This is a genomic window from Dactylosporangium sp. NPDC051541, assembly GCF_044454505.1.
GTDB lineage: Bacteria > Actinomycetota > Actinomycetes > Mycobacteriales > Micromonosporaceae > Dactylosporangium.
This window is the reverse complement of the sequence record NZ_JBITDU010000002.1, coordinates 1-20,432: the sequence shown is the minus strand read 5'-3', so window position 1 is coordinate 20,432 and position 20,432 is coordinate 1. Positions and strand designations below refer to the sequence as shown.

18 protein-coding genes and 1 riboswitch are annotated in these 20,432 nt (G+C 74.9%); of the genes, 7 read left to right on the top strand and 11 right to left on the bottom strand.

Going from position 1 to position 20,432, the window contains the following annotated elements; translation table 11 throughout:
* Positions 1-11 precede the first annotated feature (11 nt).
* Positions 12-127: riboswitch (SAM riboswitch) on the bottom strand.
* A 114-nt stretch (positions 128-241) separates the two neighbouring features.
* The 3 genes from ACIA8L_RS08195 to ACIA8L_RS08185 all read left to right on the top strand — a co-directional run bounded on the left by ACIA8L_RS08195 (position 242) and on the right by ACIA8L_RS08185 (position 3,052).
* A complete protein-coding gene (locus ACIA8L_RS08195; protein WP_395901849.1) occupies positions 242-835 on the top strand; it encodes an NADPH-dependent FMN reductase in 594 nt (197 codons plus the stop codon).
* 79 nt (positions 836-914) lie between these two features.
* On the top strand, positions 915-2,009 hold the full coding sequence (locus ACIA8L_RS08190; protein ID WP_395901847.1) for an AAA family ATPase: 1,095 nt from the start codon (positions 915-917) through the stop codon (positions 2,007-2,009).
* Complete coding sequence (locus tag ACIA8L_RS08185; RefSeq protein WP_395901845.1) at positions 2,006-3,052, top strand: cytochrome P450; 1,047 nt, start codon at positions 2,006-2,008, stop codon at positions 3,050-3,052. Before ACIA8L_RS08190 ends, ACIA8L_RS08185 begins: the two co-directional genes overlap by 4 nt.
* Here ACIA8L_RS08185 and ACIA8L_RS08180 read toward each other — a convergent pair.
* From ACIA8L_RS08180 to ACIA8L_RS08140, 9 genes are all read right to left on the bottom strand, one after another.
* Positions 3,022-3,825 carry an SGNH/GDSL hydrolase family protein gene (locus tag ACIA8L_RS08180; RefSeq protein WP_395901843.1) on the bottom strand — a complete coding sequence of 268 codons (804 nt, stop codon included), beginning with the start codon at positions 3,823-3,825 and terminating at the stop codon, positions 3,022-3,024. The genes ACIA8L_RS08185 and ACIA8L_RS08180 overlap by 31 nt on opposite strands.
* A gap of 65 nt (positions 3,826-3,890) precedes the next feature.
* Positions 3,891-4,871 carry an LLM class flavin-dependent oxidoreductase gene (locus tag ACIA8L_RS08175; RefSeq protein ID WP_395901842.1) on the bottom strand — a complete coding sequence of 327 codons (981 nt, stop codon included), beginning with the start codon at positions 4,869-4,871 and terminating at the stop codon, positions 3,891-3,893.
* Positions 4,871-5,938: a glycosyltransferase family 2 protein gene (locus ACIA8L_RS08170; RefSeq protein ID WP_395901840.1), complete on the bottom strand. Its 1,068-nt coding sequence runs from the start codon at positions 5,936-5,938 to the stop codon at positions 4,871-4,873. Before ACIA8L_RS08170 ends, ACIA8L_RS08175 begins: the two co-directional genes overlap by 1 nt.
* Entirely contained in the window at positions 5,935-7,068 is a 1,134-nt protein-coding gene (locus ACIA8L_RS08165; RefSeq protein WP_395901838.1) for an iron-containing alcohol dehydrogenase, read from the bottom strand. The genes ACIA8L_RS08170 and ACIA8L_RS08165 overlap by 4 nt, the downstream gene beginning before the upstream one ends.
* Positions 7,049-8,260, bottom strand: coding sequence for an AMP-binding protein (locus ACIA8L_RS08160; RefSeq protein WP_395901836.1), 1,212 nt, complete (start codon positions 8,258-8,260; stop codon positions 7,049-7,051). The genes ACIA8L_RS08165 and ACIA8L_RS08160 overlap by 20 nt, the downstream gene beginning before the upstream one ends.
* 34 nt (positions 8,261-8,294) lie before the next feature.
* Positions 8,295-8,795 (bottom strand): phosphopantetheine-binding protein, encoded by a 501-nt coding sequence (locus ACIA8L_RS08155; RefSeq protein WP_395901834.1) that lies wholly within the window; start codon positions 8,793-8,795, stop codon positions 8,295-8,297.
* A complete protein-coding gene (locus ACIA8L_RS08150) occupies positions 8,792-10,462 on the bottom strand; it encodes an AMP-binding protein (protein WP_395901833.1) in 1,671 nt (556 codons plus the stop codon). The genes ACIA8L_RS08155 and ACIA8L_RS08150 overlap by 4 nt, the downstream gene beginning before the upstream one ends.
* The gene (locus ACIA8L_RS08145; protein WP_395901831.1) at positions 10,459-13,428 is read right to left on the bottom strand and encodes an amino acid adenylation domain-containing protein; all 2,970 of its coding nucleotides are present in this window, start codon (positions 13,426-13,428) and stop codon (positions 10,459-10,461) included. Before ACIA8L_RS08145 ends, ACIA8L_RS08150 begins: the two co-directional genes overlap by 4 nt.
* Entirely contained in the window at positions 13,425-14,138 is a 714-nt protein-coding gene (locus tag ACIA8L_RS08140; RefSeq protein WP_395901829.1) for a hypothetical protein, read from the bottom strand. The genes ACIA8L_RS08145 and ACIA8L_RS08140 overlap by 4 nt, the downstream gene beginning before the upstream one ends.
* A 124-nt stretch (positions 14,139-14,262) precedes the next feature.
* On the opposite strand from ACIA8L_RS08140, the gene ACIA8L_RS08135 reads away from it, so the two are divergent.
* The 3 genes from ACIA8L_RS08135 to ACIA8L_RS08125 all read left to right on the top strand — a co-directional run bounded on the left by ACIA8L_RS08135 (position 14,263) and on the right by ACIA8L_RS08125 (position 17,782).
* Positions 14,263-15,606: a condensation domain-containing protein gene (locus tag ACIA8L_RS08135; RefSeq protein ID WP_395901827.1), complete on the top strand. Its 1,344-nt coding sequence runs from the start codon at positions 14,263-14,265 to the stop codon at positions 15,604-15,606.
* 4 nt (positions 15,607-15,610) lie between these two features.
* Entirely contained in the window at positions 15,611-16,168 is a 558-nt protein-coding gene (locus tag ACIA8L_RS08130; protein WP_395901825.1) for a hypothetical protein, read from the top strand.
* A gap of 135 nt (positions 16,169-16,303) precedes the next feature.
* The gene (locus ACIA8L_RS08125) at positions 16,304-17,782 is read left to right on the top strand and encodes an ankyrin repeat domain-containing protein (protein WP_395904139.1); all 1,479 of its coding nucleotides are present in this window, start codon (positions 16,304-16,306) and stop codon (positions 17,780-17,782) included.
* Here the strand turns inward: ACIA8L_RS08125 and ACIA8L_RS08120 are convergent.
* Both ACIA8L_RS08120 and atzF read right to left on the bottom strand, forming a co-directional pair.
* Positions 17,749-17,886 (bottom strand): hypothetical protein, encoded by a 138-nt coding sequence (locus ACIA8L_RS08120; protein WP_395901824.1) that lies wholly within the window; start codon positions 17,884-17,886, stop codon positions 17,749-17,751. The genes ACIA8L_RS08125 and ACIA8L_RS08120 overlap by 34 nt on opposite strands.
* Before the next feature lie 96 nt (positions 17,887-17,982).
* Entirely contained in the window at positions 17,983-19,725 is a 1,743-nt protein-coding gene (gene atzF / locus ACIA8L_RS08115) for an allophanate hydrolase (protein WP_395901822.1), read from the bottom strand.
* On the opposite strand from atzF, the gene ACIA8L_RS08110 reads away from it, so the two are divergent.
* Positions 19,675-20,337: a GntR family transcriptional regulator gene (locus ACIA8L_RS08110; protein ID WP_395901820.1), complete on the top strand. Its 663-nt coding sequence runs from the start codon at positions 19,675-19,677 to the stop codon at positions 20,335-20,337. The two genes, atzF and ACIA8L_RS08110, sit on opposite strands and share 51 nt — an antisense overlap.
* The last annotated feature ends 95 nt before the right edge of the window (positions 20,338-20,432 follow it).

Sequence of the window (20,432 nt, the reverse complement as noted above, 5' to 3'; positions counted from 1 at the left end):
GTGCTCCTGTCATTCGCGGCTTGCCCGCACCCCGTCGGCGCGGACCTGGTCCTCACCCGGAGCACCCCGCCCGCGAACGGAGGGTTGCCGACCAGCGAGCCGGGGCTTGACGCTGGCACTCATGACCAATGCCGCCCAACGTACCACCCGACCGCCCTGACCGGCGGCTGAGCGGGGCACCGCCACTACCACCATCACGGCGGCCTGGCTGGTGCCCGCGAAACCGGCGAATCTACGCCGTATGGAAACCAAGCATCGCCTGCTCGTCATCGTCGGCAGCGTCCGCGAAGGGCGCTTCGGCCCGACGGTCGCCGGCTGGTTCGCGGCCCAGGCCCGCACCTACGGCGCGTTCGACGTCGACGTCGCCGACCTGGCCGACGTCACGCTGCCGCTCGAGCTGCCGGCGGTACCCCCGAAGTATGCGGGCGAGCACTACCCCCGCCCGGCCGGCATGGGGCCGCTGACCGCCGCCCTCGAGGCGGCCGACGCGTTCGTGATCGTGACCCCGGAGTACAACCACAGCTACCCGGCCGCCCTGAAGGCCGCCATCGACTGGCACTTCACCCACTGGACCGCGAAGCCGGTGGCGTTCGTCAGCTACGGCGGCGCCGCCGGTGGCCGCCACGCCGTCCTCCACCTCGAGAACGTCCTGACCGAGCTGCACGCGGTGACGATCCGCGACGGCCTGGCGTTCCCGGCGTACTACAACACCTGGCAGGACGGCCGCCCGCTCGACCCGGAGGCCGCCGGCTACGCGAAGGCACTGCTGGACCAGCTGTCGTGGTGGGCCGCCGCCCTGCGCACCGCCCGCGCGACCGCCCCGTACCCGGCATAGGCCCACCCGGGCCCGGGGCGGACTGTCACGTTCCATACGTACCGGCCCGCCGGGGCGGCGCGGCCGTATCCTGGCCGGTGTGACCGCCGCCATCACCCCACCGCCGATCGCCTGGTACGGCGGCAGCTTCGCCTACTACGACGAAGACGCCACGCCGCCGGCGCCGAGTGCCGAGGAGCTCGACGCCGCGGCCGAGCGGGCGCGGCACGAGCGCCTGGAAGGTTTCGCGGCCGAGCAGTTCGGGGACGGGCCCGGCGGGGAGTCGCGGACCGCGGTGGTGCTGGGGCGGTTCCTGCCGGTGCACGACGGGCATCGGTATCTCATCGAGTTCGCCCGGGCGCACGCCGGCCGCGTGCACGTGTTCGTGCGGGTCGGCGGCGACGATCCGATCCCGTGGGAGGTGCGGCGGGGGTGGCTGGCCGAGCTGTTCCCGGACGTGGTCGCCACCGCGATCGACGACGAGCCGGAGCGCTGGGCCGACCGGATCACCGCCGAGGTCAAGCCCGACTACCTGGTCAGCGGCGACCCCAGCGGCCCGGGGATGGCGGCGCGGCTCGGGGCGACACTCGTGCCCGTCGACCGGCACGTGCTGCCGGTCTCCGGGACCGGGGTCCGCAAGAGCCCGTGGGACTTCGAGGGGTTCCTGCCGCCGCCGGTCCGGGCGTGGTACGTGGGCCGCGTCTGCCTCATCGGGGCGGAGTCGACCGGGAAGACGTCCCTCGCGGAGCGGCTCGCCCGGCATTACGGCACCGTCTGGGTGCCGGAGCGGCTGCGGGAGCTCGGGCCGGACATCAGCCCGGCCACGCTCGCGCTCGCCGCGCAGGGGCAGGGCGCGGCCGAGGAGCTGCTGGCCCGCCGGGCGCACCGGCTGCTGTTCGCCGACACGGACCTGCTCGCGGTGCGGCTGTGGAGCGAGCGCCGGTTCGGGTCGGCCCCGGCCTGGCTCGAACAACCGAAGAGCCCGCATGTGTACCTCCTGTGCGCACCGGACCACCCCTTCTCCGGCGACGACCAGCGCAACACTCCGGCCGAACGCCGCGCCTTCCACGAGACGATCGAGGCGGAGCTGGTCCGGCTCGGCCGCCCGTACGTGACCCTCGAAGGCGACGAGGAGCAGCGCTTCGCCCGGGCCGTCGAGGCGGTCGACGACCTGAGCCGGCAGCTCTGGGGATGACCGATCCGCCGGTACGGTGGGACACCCGGCTCCAGCGATACGTCCTCACCGGCCACGCCGAGGTGGTGGCCGTCCTGCAGGACCCGGTGACCTACTCCTCGGCCGTCGCCCCGCGGGTCCCGGCGGCCGACCGCGAGCTCCTGGCCGGCTTCACCGAGTGGTCGCAGCGCTGGCTGTTCTTCCTGGACCCGCCCGAGCACACGCCCCGCCGCGCCCCGGTCGCGCGGGCCCTGGCCCCACGGTCGCTGCCACCGGTCGCAGACCACGCCACCGCGCTGGTCGCCGGCCTGCCCAGGCGGTTCGACGTCGTAGCCGACTACGCACACCCGTTGGCCGCCCGGGTCATGGCCGATCTGCTGGGTACGACCGACGACGGCTTCTTCGCCAGGGCCCGCGCCATGGAGCACGCCAGCGCGCACGCCCGCGACCCGGCGGCCAGGCGGGCCGGCCTCGAGGCGATCGCCGCCGCGGTGACCGCCCTGCGAGCCACCGCCGACGGCCCGCACAGCCTCATGCTCATGTTCGCCGGCATCGAGACGACCCAGAACCTCATCGCCAACACCCTGCACGCCCTGCTCACCGAGCCGGGCCGGTGGCGAGCCCTGACCCCGGAGCGGATCCCGGGCGCGGTCGAGGAGGGGGCCCGGTTCGCCCCGCCGGTCCTCGGCGTCCTGCGCCGCACCACCCGCGCGGTCACCCTCGCCGATGTGCCGATCCCGGCCGGCGCCGAGCTGGTGGCGATGACCGCGGCCGCCAACCGCGACCCGGCAGCGTTCGCGGATCCGGACCGGTTCGACATCACCAGGAGCCCGAACCGCCACCTGACGTTCGGCCTCGGCCGCCACTACTGCCCGGGCGCCGAACTGACCCGCCGCACGACCGCCGCCGCCCTCACCGCGCTGCGAACAACCTTCCCGGGCCTCCGGCTGACCGGACCGCAACCCCGATGGCGCGACCACGACCCGATCGTGCACGGCCCGGTGACCCTGACCGTGCACGATGGACCGACCGCTCAGCCCGCGGCGGCGCGGAAGACCGGGTAGTAGCCGCCGGACTGGCCGGCCGCGGTCGGGTGGTAGGAGACGTTCAGGGTCAGGAAGTTCAGCGCGTGCAGCCACTTGTCGCCGTAGCCGCACAGCTGGTGGCCGACGAAGCTCGACCGGACGTCGGCGAACGTGACGCCGGCGGCGGCCGCGGCGGCCTTGATGGTGTCGTCGAGCAGGTTGATGCCCTCGTTGATCTTCGCCCGGGAGTTGGCGCTCAGCCCGACGCAGAACGTGCCGAGCTGGTAGAAGACCGGGTAGCCGACGACCACGACCCGGGCCGACGGGGCCCGGCCCTTGATGCCGCCGTAGACGCCGGCGAGCTTGGCCGGCAGCTCGGTGCGGATCTTGCCTTCGGCGGTGTTGATGGCGGCGACGCAGTCCGACTCGCCGGACAGCACGCAGGTGGTCATGACGCTGGTGAAGCCGATGTCGTTGCCGCCGACGGTCACGCTGACCAGGGACGTGTTCGACGACAGGGCGGCCAGCTGGCTGTTGACGACGTCGGCGGTGGAGGCGCCCGAGCAGGCGACCGAGCGGTAGGCGGCCGGTTTGACGTTGGCGTTGTACAGGGCCGGGTAGGCGTTGGTGCTGCGCAGGCACGAGCCGCTCTCGGACGTGTAGCTCTCGGCGCCGACGCCGGAGGCGTAGGAGTCGCCGAGCGCGACGTAGCGGTCCGTGGCGGCGGCGAGGGCGGGGGTGCCGGCGGCGAACGTGACGCCGAGGGCGGCGGTCACGCTCAGGGCGAGGGTGACGAGACGGGATCTCCGCACGGGGTACTCCGGGGGTGACGGGGAGTATGGTCCGGAGATTGATATCAAACGATCCTTAAGGTCGGCTATAGATCCGCTGTACTTTCGGCGACCGGCGCACGATCGAACGCGATCCGGGCGTGGTGCAGGTCGTCCTCGCCGGCCGGGATGTCGAGGATGACCGACTCGACGCCGCGGGCGAAGTAGCCGGCCAGGTAGGCGCCGACCTCCGCGTAGGAGCCGACGAGGTACGGGCAGAACGTCCGGTAGGTGCGGAACGGATGCAGCCAGTAGCACCCGGCCGACTCCACCGCGGACAGCGCCGCATACCAGTGCGAGTCCGACAGCCCCCGCACGACCCGGTGCCGCCGCTCCCCCATCGGATCGCCCGGGAACCGCGCCTGCGCCGCCCGCCAGGCGTCCTGCGCGCTGTCCCGGGCGATGACCCCGAGCCGGATGCCGCTGCGCCCACCCGGATACTCGCTCACCGGCAATGGGTACGCGAACCGCAATATCCCGAGCTCATCGGCGCACGACACCGCGGCGTCGCTCGACCCGGACAGGACCAGCCGCGGTCGCAGCGGGCCCGGCGGCCGATGCGGCAGCGATGCCGCCTGGACCTGGAAGAACCGCCCCGCGAAGGTCACCGGGCGCGGGCTTTCGAGCAACTGCCTGACGATTCGGGTGTACTCCCTGATCCGCGCATATCGCTCGTCGTGCCCGGTCTCACCGTCGCCCAGCGCCTCCAGCTGCGGCCGGGAACCCCCGGTGACCAGGTTCAGGTGCACCGCCCGCCCGTGCAGGAAGGTAAGCGTGGCCGCCGCCCGGGCCGCGGCGTACGGGGACACGTAGACCGGCTGCACCGCGACCAGCGGCGCGACCCGTTCACTGCCGGCCAGGATGAGCTGCGCGACCAGCCACGGGTCGATCAGCGTGTTGTCGGAGTACACGAGCAGCCCCGTGTGCCCGGCCGCCTCGGTCCACCGGGTGACGTCGGCCAGCCGCCGCCGGAACCCGGCCCCGTCCAGCTGCGCCGACGCCGGCGCGGTGGTGTAGACCTCGACCATCAGGACCCGTACCGCTTCTCGGGTTCGCGGTCCCAGACGAACCCCTCGTCGGTCCAGCCGAACCCGGTGAACAGCCGGTCGGGCCGGCCCAGCTGCCAGGCCGCGAGGAACTCGCCGAGGTCGAAGCACCAGTCGAGCCCGGCGCAGGCGATCGACTCGGTCAGGGCCGCGACTGTCGGGGCGTCGTCGCCGAGGCGCTCCTTGGTGTCGACGGTGAGCAGGACGGCGGCGACGGCCGGCAGGAGGAGCAGCCCGGCGCCCGCCGTGACGGGTGCGGCCGCGGCACCGGCGGCGGCGGTCGCGGACAGGGCGCTGACCCGGTTGAGCTTCGGCCGGCCCCGGTCCGGGTGGACGTCGAGGAGCCACTGGCCCGACCGGCCGTAGGTGACCAGGCGCCGGCAGACGGTACCCAGGGACTCGATGCTGCTCTTGTCGTGCACGACGACGGCCTCGGCGTCACAGACGATCGCGTGGCCGGCCGCGGTGAGCCGCAGCCCGAGGTCGACGTCCTCGCCGCCGACGACGGTCAGCGGCCGCGGCGCGAACCCGCCGACGGCCTCGAACGCGGCCCGGCGCACGGCCAGGTTGGACGTCGTCGCCCAGCCGACCCGGCTCGCCTGCGCCGGCCACTCGAACGCCGAGTTGAGCAGCTTCGAGCGGGCCATGATGCGGAACATGGCGTTGTCGACGCCCTGGACGAATGTCGGCCCGGCGACGGCGCCGACCTCGTCGCCGGCGTCGCGGAGGGTCTTCGTGTGCCGCTGCAGCAGCTGCGGGGTGGCCAGGCAGTCGGAGTCGATGAACAGGACCAGGTCGTAGGCGGCGGCCCGGACCCCGGCGTTGCGCTTGGCCCCGACGTGCTTCGGCCCGCGCAGGTACCGGGCGTCGTAGGTGGCGCAGCTCTCGGTGTGGGCCCGGGTGTCGTCGGGTCCGGAGTCGTCCACGACCAGGATCTCGACCGGCTCCTCGCACGCGAGCGCCGACTCCCGGAGGCTGGCGAGGAGTCTGCGCATCGCCGCCACCCTGCCCTTGACCGGGATGACGACGGACAAGCCCTTGTCGCTCACAGCGCCTCCAACGCGTCCATGACCACCGAGACGGGGACCGGGACCAGCGGCGGTCCCCCGGCCGGGCCCGGTAGCGGGCGGCCGATGCCGTCGAGGAGCACCATCAGCACCTCGCCGGGGGCGCACGGCCCGTAGCCGCGCTTGTTGTCGGCGGCGAGCGCGGCCCGGATCGCGCCGCGGTCCAGCCCCCGCAGCCGGCCGGCCGCGTCGGGCAGGTCCAGGTGGGCGATGAGCCGGTGGTGCATGGCCACGTCCTCGGCCGACAGGCCGTGCCGGCGCCGGGCGACCTCGGCCGCGATGAGCATGCCCCAGGCGACGGCCTCGCCGTGGCGGATCGCCCCGCCGCTGACGAACTCGATGGCGTGCCCGGCGGTGTGCCCGTACTCGAAGATGAGGGCCCCGCCGCGCTCCCGCGGGTCGGCGGCGACGAACGGGGCCTTCGCCTCCACGCCGACCTCGAGCAGCGCCCGCAGGTCGGCCGGCACCCCGTCCAGGGCGACGACCAGCTTCTTCTCCAGCTCGGGGGCGGCGACGAGGACGTTCTTCACCATCTCGGCCAGCCCGGTGAGCAGGTCGTGCCGCGGCACCGTCGCCAGCCAGGCCAGGTCGCAGGCGATGAGGGCGGGCACGAAGTACGTCCCGGCCAGGTTCTTCCCGGCGCTGAGGTTGACGCCCTGTTTGAGGGAGACGGTCGCGTCGAACGCCGCGACCGGGGTCGTCGGCAGGTGGACGAGCCGGGTGCCGCGGAACAGCAGGGCCGCGGCGAGGCCGGCGATGTTGCCGACGGTGCCGCCGCCCATGGCCACGATCGCCGAGCGCCGGGTGAGCCCTTCCGCGACCGCGGTCTCGAGCAGGTGCTGCACCGTCGGGAGCGTCTTGTGCCGCTCTTCGGGCTGCAGGGGTACCGTCGCCACCCGCACGTTGCGCCCGAGCTCGGCGGCGACCACGGCGGCGGGCCCGCGCACCCCGGCATCGGCGACGAGCAGCACCGCGTCGACGCCGCCCGGCCCCGCGGCGAGCCGGTCGACGATCGCGTCGGCGAGCGCGGGGGTGCAGCCGGAGCCGTAGAGGTACGGTACCGCGGCGTCGCCGAACGCGAGGCTCAGCTCCTCATACGGGCAGCGCGTCATAGTCCACCTTCCCGTTGGCCCGGCGCGGCAGCCGCTCGACCGCCGTGACCCGCACCGCGGTGCGGTGAATGCCGAGCTGGTCTGCGATGCGCCGGACGACCTCGCCGGCCTGGGCGGCGGCCAGGCCCTCGCACCAGACGAGCACCCGGTCGTCCCCGGCCACGGCGGCCGCGGGGGCCACGGCGCCGGCGACCAGCTCGACCGCGTCGAGGTCGACCCGCACGCCGTAGGCCTTGCCGATCCGGTTGAGCCGCCCCGACAGCCACAGGTGCCCGTCGGCGTCGAGCCGGCCCCGGTCACCGGTGGGCAGGACCCCGCCGAGGTCGTCGCCGCGGGCGAGGTCGGCCGCGGTCTCGGCGTAGCCGAGCATCACCGCCCCCGACCGGCAGACGACCTCACCGGCGGCTCCGATCTCCAGGTCCATGCCGTCGACGGGCGGGCCGACGCAGCCGACCTTGGCCGGGAGGTGCTCGGGCGGCAGGACGCAGATCCGGGACCCGGCCTCGGTCTGGCCGTACATCGGGTAGAAGGCCGCCCCGGCGGCGAAGCGGGTCACGAGCTCGTCGCGGAGCCGGCCGCCGGAGACCGCGAGGCTGCGGACGCTCGGGCTGGCCGCGGGCGTCCACGGCAGGCGGGCGAGCAGCTCGAAGGTGTGCGGGACGCCCGTGATGGCGGTGACCCGGTACCGCTCGACGCTGGCCCAGAACCCCGGGTCGAGCACACCCCGCGGCTCCAGGACGACGGTGGCCCCGGCCAGCAGGTGGCTGTGCAGCACGCTGAGCCCGAGGATGTGAAACAGCGGCAGGCTGGTGATGGCGACGTCGTCGGCGCCGATGTGCAGGGCCTTGACGATGGCGGTGGCCGCCGCCACGACGCCGGCCCGGGAGTGCCGCACGAGCCGGGGCCGCCCGGTCGATCCGGACGTGGCCAGCAGCAGCGCGAGGTCGGGGTGGACGTCCGGCGCGGCGCCGAACCGGGCGGCGAGGTCGGCGGCGGCGGCCGGGTCGCACACCAGCGCGGGCCGCCCGGCCGCGAGGGCCCCGAGATAACCGCGCACCGACCGGCCGTCCGCCCGCAGCGGCACGACCTGGACGCCGGACCCCGCCACGACCGCGGCGAGCCGGTCACCGCTCCACGTCTCACCGGTGACCGCGTCGACGATCCGCGCACCCGGCCCGATGAGCTCGGTCATGGCCCCGCCACCGCACGCCACCGGCGCCGCTCGGTCACCGGCGTTCGTCAATCAGGGTGGCGATCGCGGCCAGGGACGGGGCCGACAGGAGGTCGCCGAGGGTCAGGTCGGCGTCGAGGCGCTCGTTCGTCAGGTCCAGCAGCAGCGCGGCCGTCATCGAGTCGCCGCCGAGGTCGAGGAAGTTGTCGTCGGCGGCGATCCGGGGCCGGCCGAGGGTCTCGGCCCAGATCTCGGCCAGGTCCTGCTCGGTCGGGGTGGACGGGGCCCGGAACGTGTGGCTGCCCGGGCCCTCGAGGTCCAGGCCGGTGGTGCCGGCCGGCAGCGCGTCGACGGCGACGAGGACGTCGGGGCGGTCGGCCGGGTCCAGGGCCTCCCACAGGTGGTCGCGCAGGTCGACGGGGGCGGTGGCCAGGTCGGGCACGACGGCGAGGACGCGGCGGCCGTCCGGGGCGGGCAGCGCGGCGACGCCGGTCGCGCCGGGGTGCTCCCGCAGCACCTTGACGGCGGTGTCGAGGTCGGCAAGTGGTGCGCTCATCGGTGGTCCCTTTCCAGGATGTACTGCGCCAGCTCGGCCACGCTCGGGGCTTCGAGGACGGCGATGGTGTCGACGTCGACGCCGAGCCGGTCGCGGACGGTGGCGGCGATACGGGTGGCCGCGAGGGAGTCGCCGCCGATCTCGAAGAAGTTGTCGGCCGCGCCGACCGCGCCGGTCTCCAGCACTTCCGACCAGACGGCGGCCAGGTCCCGCTCCAGGTCGGTGCCGGGCGCGACGAACGCGGCCGCGCCGGGGGTGTCGAGCAGGGCCGGCAGGTCCCGTTTGACGACCTTGCCGGCCTCGTTGCGGGGCAGGTCGTCGACGAGCCGGACGACGGCCGGCACCTCGGCCCGCGTCAGCTCGGCGGCGGCGTGCCGGCGCAGGTCCCGGGCCGTGGCCTCGTCGTGGCCCCGTTTGCGCACGACGAACGCGGCGACGATCTCGCCCAGCACCGGGTGGTCGGCCCCGCAGACGGCGGCCTCGGCGACGGCCGGGTGGCGGGTCAGGACCTGTTCGACGCGGGCGGTGGAGACGTTGAACCCGCCGACGATGACGATGTCGCTGGCCCGGCCGGTGAGGAACAGGGTGCCGCCGGCGTCGACGTAGCCGAGGTCGCCGGTGCGGGTCCAGCCGTCGCGGACGTCGACCTCCCCGGCGTCGAGGAGGCGGCGGGGCGGTGCTCCGCCGGCGCGCAGCCACACGTCACCGCTCGCCCCGGCCGGGACCTCGGCGCCGTCGGGGCCGGTGACGCGGACGGCGCTGGAGCCGACGGGGCGGCCGACGGCGTCCGGGCGGGCCGGGTCGAAGCGGGTGGCGACGCGGGCCGGGTAGGTCTCGGTGGACGTGTAGAAGTTGTGGAACGCCGCGTTGGGGAACACGGCGGTGAGGTCGGCCATGATGGACACCGGCAGCGGCGCCCCGGAGAAGCTGACGCCCTTGACCGACGGCATCGGTGTCGTCTCCCCCGGCGCGGCCCGGACCAGCCAGTGCCCCATCGCCGGGACCAGGCAGACGGTGACGGCCCGCTCCCGCGCGGCCATGGCGGTGAACCCGGCGACGGTGAACGTGGGCGCGGCCAGGAGCGTGTGCTGGCCGCCGACGCAGTTGAGGAGCACGGCCTGGGCCGCGACCGACCCGACCGGCAGGGCGTGCGCGCACGGCTGGTTGGCCCGGGCCGCGCTCGGCCAGGCGACCTGGGCCCGCAGCAGGTTGGCGTGGGTGGCCACGACGCCGCGGGGCCGGTCGGTGGTGCCGGAGGTGAACACCACCTCGGCCGCGTCACCGGGGGCGACGGCCGCGAGGAGCGGCTCGCGCGGGTGGCCGGCGCCGAGGCCGTCCCCGGCCCGCACGACACGGGCCACGTTGTAGCCGGCCACGATCCGCCGCAGCTCGTCGGGGCCGAACCGGGTGCCGACGAGCAGCGCGACGGCGCCGAGCTTCAGGGTCCCGAAGTAGGCGACGGCGTACTGCGGCCAGGCCTCCCCGCCGAGCGCGAGCGCGACCCGGTCGCCGTGGCCGACCCCGTGCTCGCGCAGGCCGTGGGCGAACGCGTCGGAGCGGGCGTCGAGCTCGGCGAAGGTCAGCCGTTCGCCGCCGTCGAGGACGACGGCGGGCCGGTCCGGGACCAGCCGGGCCGCCTGCCGCAGCAGGTCCGGGACGGTTCTCATGCGTCCACCTCCAAGGACAGCCGGGCCGCCAGCTCCGCCGGGGTCGGCGCGTCGAACACGTCCAGGAGCGACACCTCGCGGCCGAGGGCGTCGCCGAGGCGGGCGGCCAGGATGGCCGCGAGGAGGGAGTGCCCGCCGCTGGTGAAGAAGTTGCTGCCCGGGCCGAGGTCGGTGCGGCCGAGGACCTCGTTGAACAGGGCCGTGACCGGTCCCGCGGTGGCATCCGGCGCGGCTTCGGGGACGTCCGGGGCCGGTGGTGCGGGCAGGGCCCGGTGGTCGACCTTGCCGTTGGCGTTGCGCGGCAGCGCGTCGAGGACGATCAGGTCGGCCGGGACCAGGTAGTACGGCAGGTGCTCGGCCGCGAACCGGCGCACCTCGGCCGGGTCGGCCCCGGTGCCCTGCAGGTAGCCGACGAGCCGGCCGTCGCCCTGCGGGTCACCGGCGAGGACCACGGCCGCGGCGGTGACCCGCGGGTGGCGCTCCAGGACGGCCTCGACCTCGCCGGGCTCGATCCGGCGGCCGCGGAGCTTCACCTGGCGGTCGGCCCGGCCGAGGAGGGTCACGGTGCCGTCGGCGCGCCAGGTGGCGAGGTCGCCGGTGCGGTACAGGCGGCCCCGGACCGGGTCCTCGGGGAAGCGCCGCGCGGTCAGGTCGGGGGCGCCGGTGTAGCCGCGGGCCAGGCCGGTGCCGCCGATGCACAGCTCACCGACCAGGCCCGGCAGGGCGTCCTGGCCGTGCTCGTCGATGATGTGCAAGACGGTCCCGGCGATCGGGGTGCCGATGCCCACCGGGTCGGCGACCCCGGCCGCGATCGGCGCGCAGCTGGACCAGATCGTGGTCTCGGTCGGGCCGTAGACGTTGTACAGCCGGCACCCGCTCCGCAGCAGCCGCTCGGCGAGGGCGGCGTTGAGCGGCTCCCCGCCGCACAGCACGCGCCGGCCGCGCAGCTCCCCGTCGACCGCCCCGGCGGCGAGGCGCCAGATCGTCGGGGTGGCCTGGACGACGGCCACGTCGTGGCGGGCGACGAGGTCGAGCATCAGCGCCGGGCGGGTCTGGGCGGCGTCGGGTGCGACGACCGCACCACCGCCGTGCGCGAGGGGCAGGAACACCTCGAGGGCGGAGATGTCGAACCCGAACGTCGTCAGCCAGAGCACCCGGTCCGTCGCCCGCACGTCGAGGGCGTCCGCGAAGTGCCGGACCAGGTTGGCCAGGGCCCGGTGCGGGATCTCGACGCCCTTGGGCCGCCCGGTGGAGCCGGAGGTGAAGATGACGTAGGCGAGGTCGTCCGGCTCGACCGCCCGGAGACCCGCGGTCAGCCCGGCCGGGTCCACTGTGGACTCCTCGACGTGGTCCACTGTCGCTTTCGCACCGGCCCGGGCGAGCTGGTCGGCGATCCGGGCGGCCGGCTGGCCGGGGTCGATCGGCAGGTAGGCGGCGCCGAGCGACCAGACGGCGAGGACGGCCGCGGCCAGGTCGAGCCCGCGCGGCCGGGCCACCGCGACCACGTCGCCGCGGCCGACACCGCCGGCGACGAGCCGAGCCCGGACGGCGGCCGCGCGGCCGGCCAGGGACCGTCGCGTGTGGACGGTGCCGTCGGGGTCGATGAGGGCGGGGGCGTCCGGGGACTCCTCGTGGCGCTCGGCGATGACACCGGCGACCGGCGGCGACGGTACCATCGAAACGGCAGTGAACATCACCCGCCGCTCGGCCTCGGTCCACAAGGGAAGCTCGGCGAGGGGCTGCGAAGGGTCCGCCGCGGCCGCCGCCAGGAGCAGCTCGAACCGGTCGGCGAGGGCGCGAACCGTGTCCTCGTCGTGGACCTCGGTGCTGTACACGGCCTGCAGCGCGACCCGGCCCGGGGCGGGCAGCACGACGAACTGCACGTCGTGCCGGTCGGCACCCAGGTCGACGGTCACCCACTCGGCGTCGGGCAGCTCACCGGGGGCGGCGTTCTGGGCCGGGGGCAGGAAGTTGAACATGTGCCGGAACAGCGGCGAGCGCCAGCTGCCGTTCGGCAGGTCGCCGAGGAGGTGCTCGAACGACACGTCGGCGTGTTCGAGGGCTTCGACCAGGCGGTCCCGGACCTGGGCCGCGAGGTCGGCGAAGCCGCGGGTCAGCTCGACGGTGAGGCGCAGCGGCAGAGTGCTGATGTGGTAGCCGACGGCGGCCGGGGCGCCGGGGCGGCGGCGGTTGGCGGGGACGCCGATGACGAGGTCGGGGCCGGCGCCGTGGCGGGCGAGCAGGGCCGCGTAGGCGGCGAGGAGCACCATGTTGTCGGTGACCCGCAGCCGGGTCCGCAGCCGGGCCACGGGGGCCGGGTCGAGGTCGCGTTCGAAGCGGGCCCCGGCGAATGTGGGCCGGGCCGGCTCCGGGCGGGCCGACGGCAGCGCGAGGCGGGTGGGGTCGACGCCGTCGAGGCGCCGCAGCCAGTACCGCCGGCTCGTCTCGGTCGGCGGCGGCTCCTCGAACACCGTCGTCACCGCCGGGGCCTCGAGCGGGAGCCCGTGGATGATGCGGTGGTAGGCGGTGGCGAGGCCGGGCAGGACCACGCCGCCGGACGCGCCGTCGAAGACGATGTGGTGCGAGACGAGGCAGATAACGCTGCCGCCCTCGTCGAGGGCGATGCCGTAGACGCGCAGCGGCAGCTCGGTGGTCAGGTCGAACGGGCGCAGGGCGAGCTCGGTGAGGACGGTCCCGAGCTTCGCGGCGGGCGCGGTGAGCACGGTGACCAGGGCCGTTGCCGCGTCCGGTTCGGCGGTCTCGCGATGGGGAAGGCCGGCGCGCTCGGGGAATCGGGTGCGCAGCGTGGGGTACCGGCGCAGGATCTCAGCGGTCGCGGACTCCAGCGCGGCCGGGTCGAGGGGTGCCGAAGTCCGCACGGCGAGGGGCTGGTTGTCGACGGCGACGCCCGGTGCGAGGCGCTGGAACAGCCATAACGCCTCCTCCTTGCGGCTCAGCGCGGTCATGACCCGGACACCACGGCGTCCGCGGCCGCCGGGGTGGCGAGAAGCTCGTCCTGGGACACGTCGAGCCGCACGCACGGCACGTCCGCCAAGGGTGCGGGGACCTCGTGGTCGCGGGACACGACGAGCCGGTCGGGGCGCAGTCCCTCGAGGCCGGCGGCCCTGCTCATCGCCAGGTATCGCAGGTTGACCGCGACCCGCCCGCACAGCTGGTCCACGATGGCGTCCGGGATGCCCTGCCCGGCGAGGAACTTGCGGGCCACGACGGCGTAGCGGGCGGCCAGGTCGTCGGCGTCCGCGTCACCGTCCGGGACCGGGTCGGGCTCGGCGCCGGTGCGGCGCACGGCGTCGGCGTAGTGCTCGACGATCGTTCGGGCACTGACGAGGACCGGGTCGAAGAGGACCAGCCGCGCGCCCGCCGGGGCGAGGGCGCCGGCGAGCGCACCGCCGGCGCAGAATCCGAGGGCGGCGTGAAAGTTTCCCAGCGCGGCCGCCCGGGATCGCCACGCGGCGAGGTGCGCGCGGGGATCGCCGGGCTCCGCGGGCCACCCGGTTTCGTCGCTCGCCCACAGCGTCACGGCGGCCGGGAGGTGCGTGGCCAGGTCCCCGAAGTTGGCCTGGGCCCGGACCTTGGCCAGCGTGAAGTCGACCGCCACCACGGCCCGTGCATTGGACGCACTGCTGCTCAGCAGGCGCCATCCCCCGATCGCCACGGGGCCGACGGTAATTCACTCTTCCGTGATCGTCGAGGGCTGCCGAGAAGCCAAGTTTTTCGAAACGTCTATGTTCGGGCCGGGGGTTGACAATGCGCGGCGGGCGCGACGATCCTCACTCCCCATGAGGCTGGCGCGCAGCCAGGAGACGCTCTGGGAGTTCGTGACCTGCTTCGCGCCAACCGATCCGGGCGCGCTCGGCTACAACGTTTTCGAAACCAATACGTGGCACGAGTCCATTGACGTCAATGTGTTTCGCGATGCCGTGGCGGATGTCGGCGCGCGCCACGACGCACTGAGAATCGTATTTGATTCGGTCGCGAACGATCCGTCGATTCGCTTTTCCGACGATTTCGAGCCACCGCTGGCATTCACCGACCTGACGGCCCACCCGCAGGCCCGGCGCGATCTGCTGCGGGGCAGCATCCTCGGGTACGAACGCGGCCGCTCCTTCGACCTCGGCACCGGTCCACTGTGGAGTGTCGTGCTGCTGCGGGAGGCGGCGGACCGGCACACCGTCGCGGTCAGCCTGTTCCACCTGATCGCCGACGGCTGGTCGACCGGCGTGCTGCTGCGCGACCTGCGGGCCGCGTACCGGGCCCGGATCGGCACCGGCCCGGCACTGCCGCCGCTGCCGCTGTCCTACGCGGCGGCGACGGCGGACCCGGACCTCGCCCCGGCGGATCGGCGCCGCCGGGACGAGTTCTGGCGGCGCACCCTCACCCCGCTGCCGCAGCGGTGGCCGTTCGACCAGGCACCGGCCCGCCCCGACGTGACCGCGGAGGCGACCCTGGGCCGGCCGATGACCGGCGACCTCGCCGGCCGGCTGCACGCCTTCGCCCGGTCGAAGCGCATCACACCGTTCCTGGTGTACCTCTCCGCGTATCGGATCCTGCTCGGCGCCCGGACCGGATGGCCCCGCCTCGTCCTCGGCACCGCGACGGCCGGGCGGGACGAGCCCGGCGCCGAGGAGCTCGTGGGGCAGTTCACGCACAACGTGTACATCGCCACCACCATCGACCCGGCGACCAGCCTCATCGACGCCGTCGGCCTGGTCCGCTCGGCGATGTACGAGGCGGTCCGGCACACGGCGTCGTTCCAGGAGATCGCCCGCGCCGTGAACCCCGCCTTCGACACGATGCGCCCGTGGCCGTTCCTGCTGCTGTACCACTCCTGGTTCCAGTCCGCCGCCCCCACCAACGACCCACCCCCGGACCGCCGCGAGCACCGCTCCCGCGCCCGCAAACCCGCCGGCACGGTCCTCGACGAGCACACGACCCAACTGTGGGCCAAACGCGGCGAACCCGGCCTCGTCGTCCGCCACGACCGCCGCGGCGCCTCCATGAACTACAACCCGACGATCTATCCACGCCAGACGATGCTGGACACCCTGGACGGCTACACCGCCGTCCTGCACGCCCTCCTGGACGACCCCGACCAGCGCCTGGGTGACTTGAAGCTACCCTGATCGGGTGTGGTGGATCGGCGGCTCGCCCTGCTCCGGCAAGAGCACCGTCGCGGCCGCGCTCGGTGTCGCGGTCTACTCCTGCGACGATGCCTTCGACCGCCACGCCGACGCCGGCCCGACGCTGCGCAAAGTGACCGCGATGAGCGTCGCCGACCGCCTGGCCCAGCCGATCGACGTCCAGGTCGAGGACGTCTTCGAGCTCTACCGCGAGGAGTTCCCGCTGATCCGCGCCGACCTCGCCACCGGCGCGTACGGCGTGGCCGAGGGCGCCGCCCTGCTCCCGCAACTCCTGCACAGCATCGCCGTCCCCGCCGACCGCGCGGTGTGGCTGGTCCCGACCGAGCAGTTCCAGCGCCACTGGTACGCGACCCGCCCCTGGGCTCAGGCCCTGGTCGCGCAGACCCCGGAGCCGGAGCGGTCCTTCGACCGCTGGATGCGCCGCGACGCCACCTTCGCCCGCCTCGTGGCCGCCCAGGCCCGGGACCTCGGCTACCGGGTCATCACCGTCGACGGGACCCGCACCGCCGGGGCCATCGCCGCCGCCGTCTTCGCGGTAGACTGACCGCGGCCACCAGGACGGCCACCGGTCCGCGGGAATGGGCGCAGCCCACCTGGGGTGGCACCATGCGCGACCACTGCTCTCCTTTCGGCCTGCGACGCGGACACAGGCACACGAAAGGAGGCCGCCGTGCCGACCATGCGCCTGCCCGACCGTCCCGACCTCGACCAGCTCCGCCGCCAGGCCCGAGCCCTCCAGCGGGCCGCCCGCGCCGGCGAGCCCGAGGCCCTCGCGCGCATCCGCCGCGACCACCCCGGCCCGGTCCCCGACGAGGCCGACCTCCGCCTCAACGAGGCCCAGCTCGTCGTCGCCCGCGAATACGGGTTCGCCAGCTGGCCCCGGCTCGTCCGCTACGTCAACACGATCGCCGAGCACGAGTGGGACACCGGCCTGGCCACCGTCGCGGCCCAGGACCCGGCGGCCGAGTTCTGCCGCCTGGCGTGCCTGTCCTACGGCCGCGACGACGGCCCCGACCGCTGGGCCCGGGCCCGCGACCTGCTCGCCCGCCACCCCGACCTGACGAAGGCCGGCCTCTGGGCGGCCGCGGCCGCCGCCCGCCCCGACGACGTGCGCGACCTCCTGGCCACCCAGCCCCAGGACCCGGGCGGCCCGCTGCGCTGGCGGCCGCTGTTCTACCTGGTGTACTCCCGCTACGACCCCGACATCCCCGAGGACCGCGTCCTGGACTCCGCCCGCCTCCTCCTCGACGCCGGCGCCGACCCCGATGACGGCTACCTCTTCGACGCCCTCCCGTCCCCGTTCACGCTCCTCACCGGCGTGTTCGGCCTCGGCGAACTCGGCCGCCACCGCCAGCCGCCCCACCCGCACTGGCGGGCCCTCGGCCGCCTCCTGCTCGACCGGGGCGCCGACCCGAACGACGCCCAGACCCTCTACAACCGCATGTTCGAACCCGACGACTCCCACCTGGAGCTGCTGTTCGAATACGGCCTCGGCACCGGCGACGGCGGCCCGTGGCGGCGCCGGATCGAAACCCTCCCCGACCCGGCCCAGGCCCTGCGGACGCTGCTGCGGTGGGCGGTCGAGCACCAGCAGACGGCCAGGGTCCGGCTCCTGGTCGAGCACGGCGTCGACTTCCGCTCCCCGTTCACCGCCGACGGCCCGGCCTGGAGCCCCCGCGACGGCCGCACCCCGATCGAGATCGCCCAGCTCAACGGCGACACCGAGATCGCCGGCGTCCTCCTGGCGGCCGGCGCCGAACCACCGGCCCCGGACCCGGTCGACGACTTCATCGCGGCCGCCTTCCGCGCCGACGCCGACGCCGTGCGTGCCACCCCGGCGGAGACGGTCGCCGAGGCCCGGCGCCGCCGCCCCGGCCTCATCGTATGGGCCGCCGCCCGCGCCCCGATCACCACGGTCGCGCTGCTGGCCGAGGTGGGCTTCGACGTCAACGCCTACGGCCGCACCGACGCCCCCGTCGAAGCACCCTGGGAGACCGCGCTGCACCACGCGGCCGCGAACGGCCACACCGAACTGACCCGGCTGCTGCTGTCGCTCGGCGCCGACCGTACCCTCCGCGACCACCGCTTCGACGCCACCCCGCTCGACTGGGCCCACCACTTCGGTCAAACCGAGACGGCGGCCCTGCTGGACTCCTGAAACCGGGGCCGGAACGCCACCGGCCCGATCAGCACCGCCCACCCGGCCCCGGCCAGCAGCGCCACCGGCCACGGCACCCAGTCGGCCAGGCCAAGACCCTCCACCACCACGACGAACGGCCGCGAGCCACAGCCCGAGATGTCGTCTCATGCCGCGGAGACCTAGGCCGCGGTCACCAGCATCCTGCGCATGGGCTCAGGTCAGCCGGCCGCGTGGCGCCAGCCGCCGGCCGAGCTGACGTCGGTCGCGTCGCGGACCCGGTGCGCCTCGGCGAGGAAACCGAGGACTTCGGTGCCGTCGTCGAGGCGGACCCGGCCCATCCCCAGCGGGGCCGGGACGGTGCCGAGCAGTGCGCCCACGGCGTGCTGCGGCAGCCGCCACACCTCGACCGCGATCCCGCCGGCCGGCCCGTCGCCGGTGTCGACCAGCCCGGGGCGTGGCACCCCCGGCCCCGGCAGCCGGTAGAGCCGATAGCCGGCGGCGGTCCGGGCCCGGAACTCCAGCGCCGCCCCGAGCCGGACGAGCTCGCCGTTGAGCGGCAGGCCCGACAGGTGCGCCCCGGCCACCGCGAGCAGTGTCGTGCCCGCCGGGTCCGCCGCGGCCGCCGCCTCGCCCGTCCAGCGTGCGGCCAGGTCCAGCAGCGCGTGGTCCGCGAACGCCGGCCCGATGAGCTGCACCCCGAACGGCAGCCCGTCGGCCCGGAAACCGGCCGGGACGGCGACCGCGCACAAATCCAGAAGATTCACGAAGTTGGTGTACTGCCCCAGCCGCGCATTCACCACGACCGGCTCCGCCGCCACGTCGGCCAGCCGCGGGTGCCCCGGCGTCGTCGGCAGCAGCAGCGCGTCGATGTCGAGCCACACCGGTTCGGTCGTCCGCCGGAGCGCGGCCAGCCGGTCCAGGCCCGCGAACACCTCCGCCCCGGTGATGTCCCGGCCCGGGGTGACCACGGCCCGGACCGTCGGGTCGGCGTGCGGACCGGCCGCGTCGAGCAGCGCGCCGAACCCGGCCCACCGCTCGGCCAGCCACGGGCCGCCGTAGAGCAGCGCCGCCGCGGCCAGGAAGTCCTCGACCGGGACGGGTACGACGGGGCCGAGGCGGGCCGCGTGCTCGACGGCCGCCTTCCAGGCCACGGCGTGCTCCGGGTCGAGGTCGAGCGGGCCGTCGGGGACGCCGATGACCCGGGGCCGGGCCGCGACGTGCGCCGGCGGCCGCGGCGGGGCCGGGCGCGACCACGGGTCGGCCGGGTCGAACACCGCGAGGATGTCCAGGGCGGTCGCGGCTTCGGCGACGGTCCGCGTGAAAGCCGTGACGCAGTCCAGCGAGCGGCACGCCGGCAGGACGCCCGCGGTGGAGACGAGGCCGCGGGTCGGCTTGAGCCCGACGATCCCGTTGAACGCGGCCGGCACCCGGCCCGAGCCGGCGGTGTCGGTGCCGAGGGCGAGCGGGACGAGCCCGGCGGCGACGGCGACGGCGCTGCCGGAGCTGCTGCCGCCGCTGACGTGCTCGTCGCTGAAGACGCTGTGGCAGGCGCCGTAGGGGCTGCGGGTCCCCACGAGCCCGGTCGCGAACTGGTCCATGTTGGTCTTGCCGAGCGGTACCGAACCCGCCGCCTCCAGCAGCCGGACGGCCGTGGCCGAGCGGGTCGCGACCCGGCCTTCGAGGGCGGGGCAGGCGGCGGTGGTGGGCAGCCCGGCGACGTCGATGTTGTCCTTGACGGCGAAGACCCGCCCGTGCAGCGGCCCGTCGGCGGCCGCCCGCTGCCGCGCGGCGACCTCGTCCCCGTCGAACCGGCTGATCCAGATCATGGTCCTATAGGATAACTCCGTTGTTTCACATGTGTGAATCGCTCGTAACGGTCGCGGCCGCCAGGTCCGTATAGGATCGCCGCCGTGACGATCGAGGCCCTGCCGGCCCTGCCCCGCAGCGAGCGCACCGGCCACACCGGCGACCGCGTCCGCCACGTGCTGCAGGAGGCGATCCTGGAGTCGCTGCTCCCGCCCGGCACCCACCTCAACGCCGACAGCCTCGCCAAGCGGCTCGGCGTCAGCCACATCCCGGTCCGCGAGGCGCTGCGCTCCCTGGCCGCCGACGGCTGGATCGAGCTGCGCCCGCACGCCGGCGCGTTCGTCCGCCCCCGCGACGAGCAGGAGCTCGCCGACCTGTTCGAGGCCAGGCAGCTGCTCGAATCCCGGTCGGCCGCGCTGGCCGCCGACCGCCGCACCGCCGCCCAACTGGCCGCCCTCGACGCGGTCCTGGCCGAGCAGGCCGCCACGTCCGACCCCCTGACCCTGGCCCGGCTCGACGCCCGCTTCCATGTGCAGGTCGCCGAGTGCTCGCAGAACGCCCTGATGACCGGCTTCGTGCGCACCCTGAGCCTGCGGGCCCGCTTCTACTGCTCCGCCGTGGCCCCCGACCGCGCCGACCCGTCGCTGCGCGAACACACCGCCCTCGTCGACGCCATCCGCCGCCGCGACGCCCCGGCCGCCACCCGCATCGCCCGCGCCCACGTCACCAGCACCGGCACCCACGTCCTGAAGGCGCTCCGCGGCTAATACTGCAACGGCAGGTCGTGGCTCCGCTCGTGCTGGCTCGTTGACTGGTTGTGGTCGATGTTGAGCTGGTCGGGTCGTGGGATGCCGGGTTGAAC